Raw genomic sequence first — 3534 nt, 5'->3', positions numbered from 1 at the left:
GCGGCGAACGCGGCTTCGCGCTGCTGACCGAACGCTGGACCGCACTCAAACACACCACTCTCAGCCCCAGCAGAATCGGTGACCTCGTACGCGCCGCCCACGTCCTCACACTCTTCGAACACCGCCGAATCCGCTGAAAGTCACTGGCAAAACCTCATTGAGGCCCAGACAACCACGCTCAGGCTCTTCCAACCGACTCTGGTTCCCGGCCTGCTCCAGACACCCGAGTACATCCATGCCGTCCTGGCGCTGCACGAGTTGAGCAGGGACGTCATAGCGCGCACTGCCGCCGAGCGGCTGGGCAGGCAGAAAGCGCTGTACGGCTCGGGGAAGTCGTTTCACTTCCTGATCACTGAGGGCGCTCTACGGTGGCGCTTCTGCTCAGGCCCCATCGTCGTTACCCAGCTTGACCGCTTGATGTCCCTGTCACGGCTCCCGAGCGTCCGGCTGGAAGTCCTACCTCTGTCCGTCGAGGTGGACCGGTTCGCAACGTCGGCATTCTGCATGTTTGATCAGCGGTTGGTGACCATTGAACTGTTCCATGCCGAGGTCACCACTCGTGATCCCCGAGACGTAGCCCTCTACTTGGAGACGTTCAACCGGTTGTCACAGTCAGCGCTTTCAGGCCAATCCATGAGGAATCTCCTCGGGGAGATCAGAGACGAGTTCTTGCCTCAACAGGAAAGTCCCTAGCCCCATACCAAGGTAGCTCCCTACCGTTGTGCGCATGAGCCTCGACAAGCCCCACACCCGGGCCACGGCTGATACCCCTGCTCCGATGGGCGAGCGTCGCGTATTCCTGTCCGTCCTGGAGACCACGGCCATGGGCAAGCGCGAGAAGCCGCAACCCCCCAACCCCAAGCCATCGCCACCGCCCAACCCCGACATGCCACCGGACGGTGGCGGGAAGCGTGAGAAGTGAGCGACCCGGTGGACGAGCGGCTAGAAGCGCTCATCACCTCCATGGAGGCCAAGGATTACCTGCCTGACCCGGCCTCCCAGTGGGCGAACATCGTCCGGAGCGTGCCCCGGCACCTGTTCGTGCCAGATCGCGGTTGGGTGTTCATCAAGGGCGGCTCACACAGCATCGACCGGGCTGCCCGTCCGGACGAGTGGTGGAACGCCGTCTACTCGGACGCCCCGATCGTCACGCAGGCCGACGACGGAACCACCGATCACACCACCGGCGAGGGGCAGGCGTCGTCGTCGCTGTCTGCCCTGTCGGGGGTGCTCTACAACCTGCGGCACCTGGACTTGGACGACGACCACCGGGTGTTGGAGATCGGTACCGGGACCGGCTACACCGCTGCCCTGACCGTACACCGCGCGGGCGATGGCGGACACGTGACCACCGTAGAGATCGACCCGGAACTGGCCAAGCAAGCAGAGGTGAACCTACGGGCCGCCCTCGGGACAGAGGACATGCCCGAGCTGGTTACCGAGGACGGCGCGCAGGGATATCCCGATAGCGCGCCTTATGACCGGGTCCATGTCACCTGTTCTGTGCAGGAGATCCCATACCCGTGGGTCGAGCAGACTCGGCCAGGCGGGACCATCGTCTGTCCGTTCGGGAGCTGGCTGGGCTGGGGTGTGCTGGCTCAGGTCGAAGTATTGCCGGACGGAACCGGCATCGGTCGGTTCCCTGGTACGAGCGGCTACATGTACATGCGCTCTCAGCGGCCCGTCACTGATCACCCTGCCGAGTGGTCCACCGAGGACGGCGAGTCCACCAGGATCAACCCGCGCACCATTGCCTACGCACCTGCGGCGGCCGACCTGGTGATGTCCGTACTCGCCCCTGGTGTGACGGCACGGCGTCCGGACGACGCCCTGTGGCTGTTCGATGGCAACGACCCCGAGTGCTGGACCATCGCGACATTCGCGGAGCACGAGAACGTGTTCGAGGTGCAGCAGCACGGAGAGCGGCGGCTATGGGACGAAGTGACCGCCGCCTACTTCACGTGGGTGTCCTGGGGCCGACCTGACCTCAGCCGGTTCGGCCTGACCGTGACTCCCGATGGGCAACAGGTCTGGATCGACCAGCCTGAGAACGTGATCACGTGATCACGTGAGCCGAGAGCCCGGTTCGTCGACTCGTCGCGAGTCGGCGGAGAGGGTGGGGCTGCGCTTGGGCGGTACGATCGCTCGCTCGTCGCCGCTAGGCCCGAACTGTACGGTGATGGAAAGGCCGCCTTTGGGGGGTGCGCTGGTGGTGAGGGTGGCGTGGTGGGCTTGGGTGACGGCATTGACGATGGCCAGACCCAGACCGTGGCCGTGACGATCGGGCGCCAGTCTCTGGAAGGGGTGAAAGAGGCGCTGGATCTGGCTGTCGGGGATGACCGGCCCGCTGTTGGTGACCGTGAGGGTCACCTGCGTGCCGGCGGTCTGAGTGGTGATCTCCACATGCCCGTCTGGGCGATTGTGGCGGATGGCGTTGTCGATGAGGTTGGCGATGAGGCTTTCGATCAGTCTCGGGTCCCCGGCCGTCACCGCGGGATTCAGGCGTTCGACGAGGTCGATGCCTCTCTCCGTCGCTTGGTCGCGGCGGGAGGCGAGTACTCCTTCGACGACTTGGGCGAGGTCGAGGGTCTCCCAGCGGGAGATTCCGCGCTCGCTGGTGGCGAGGACGAGCAGTGCCCGGACGAGCCGTTCCTGGTGTTCGCCGAGGGCGAGGGCCTCCTGGCAAACCGAGCGCAGCGTGCCGGTGTCGGCGCCCGGGTCGGCGAGGGCGACTTCGAGGAGGGTGCGCAGCCCGGCGAGGGGGGTTCGCAACTCGTGGGAGGCGTTGGCGACGAAGTGGCGTTGGGCGTCGAAGGAGGCTTGAAGCCGGGCGAACAGGTCGTCGAGGGTGTGGCCGAGCTCGGTCAGCTCGTCCGTGGGCTCGCCGAGGTCCAGGCGCCGGTGGAGGTTTCCGGCGGAGATGTCCTTGGCGGTGGCGGTGATCGCGCGCAGCGGGTGCAGGAACCGGCCGGCGACGAACCAGCCGATGGCGAGGGCGACGGGGATCAGCACGGCCAGGGCGACGGCGGATCCCGTGAGGAGCTGGGCCAGGCTGATCCCGCGCCCGGCCCCCGTGGTCACCCCCGATGAGGGGCGGCCCTTGGGTGCGGCCGCATCGACGCTGGCGAGCGGGACGAGGACGAGGACGAGCACGAAGACCCCGGCGGCGTAGACGCCCGCCGCGTAGGCGAGCGCGAGCCGCGTCTGCAACGACCTTCCGGCAAGCCGCTGGAAGGTCATGCCGATCCGATGCGGTAGCCGCCTTCGCGGATGGTCTCGATCACGGGTGGGTCGCCGAGCTTGGCCCGCAATCGGTGCATGGTGTGCTTGACGGCGCTGCTGAAGGGGTCGGCGGCCTCGTCCCAGACGCGTTCGAGGAGTTCCTCGGCGGAGACGACCAGGCCGGGCGCGGCGAGCAGGCATTCGAGCAGGGCGAACTCCTTGGGGCTCAGCTCAAGGCGCCGGCCGGCCCGGGACGCGACGCGGCGGGCCGGATCGAGGGTGATGTCCCCGCATGCCAGGGTGGGCGGTAGC

At 66.9% G+C, this 3534-nt stretch carries 5 protein-coding genes; 3 read left to right on the top strand and 2 right to left on the bottom strand.

Annotated elements, in window-relative coordinates; translation table 11 throughout:
* The first annotated feature begins 78 nt into the window (after positions 1-78).
* Genes E1298_RS45215 through E1298_RS45205 form a run of 3 tightly spaced genes read left to right on the top strand, consistent with a single transcriptional unit; the run spans position 79 to position 2064 of the window.
* The gene (locus tag E1298_RS45215) at positions 79-693 is read left to right on the top strand and encodes a DUF5753 domain-containing protein (RefSeq protein WP_207945244.1); all 615 of its coding nucleotides are present in this window, start codon (positions 79-81) and stop codon (positions 691-693) included.
* Positions 694-727: 34 nt separating this feature from the next.
* Positions 728-922 carry a hypothetical protein gene (locus E1298_RS45210; RefSeq protein WP_131903531.1) on the top strand — a complete coding sequence of 65 codons (195 nt, stop codon included), beginning with the start codon at positions 728-730 and terminating at the stop codon, positions 920-922.
* Positions 919-2064: a methyltransferase domain-containing protein gene (locus E1298_RS45205; protein WP_131903530.1), complete on the top strand. Its 1146-nt coding sequence runs from the start codon at positions 919-921 to the stop codon at positions 2062-2064. The genes E1298_RS45210 and E1298_RS45205 overlap by 4 nt, the downstream gene beginning before the upstream one ends.
* On the opposite strand, the gene E1298_RS45200 is transcribed toward E1298_RS45205, so the two are convergent.
* Both E1298_RS45200 and E1298_RS45195 read right to left on the bottom strand, forming a co-directional pair.
* A complete protein-coding gene (locus tag E1298_RS45200) occupies positions 2065-3240 on the bottom strand; it encodes a sensor histidine kinase (protein WP_131903529.1) in 1176 nt (391 codons plus the stop codon).
* A partial coding sequence (locus E1298_RS45195) for a winged helix-turn-helix domain-containing protein (protein WP_131903528.1) occupies positions 3237-3534 on the bottom strand: 298 nt, incomplete at its 5' end. The genes E1298_RS45195 and E1298_RS45200, both read right to left, overlap by 4 nt.

Origin of the sequence: Actinomadura rubrisoli (genome assembly GCF_004349215.1) — a bacterium.
Taxonomy (GTDB): Bacteria; Actinomycetota; Actinomycetes; order Streptosporangiales; family Streptosporangiaceae; genus Spirillospora; species Spirillospora rubrisoli.
The sequence above is the reverse complement of the archived record's forward strand: the minus strand, read 5'-3'. Positions and strand labels throughout refer to the sequence as shown.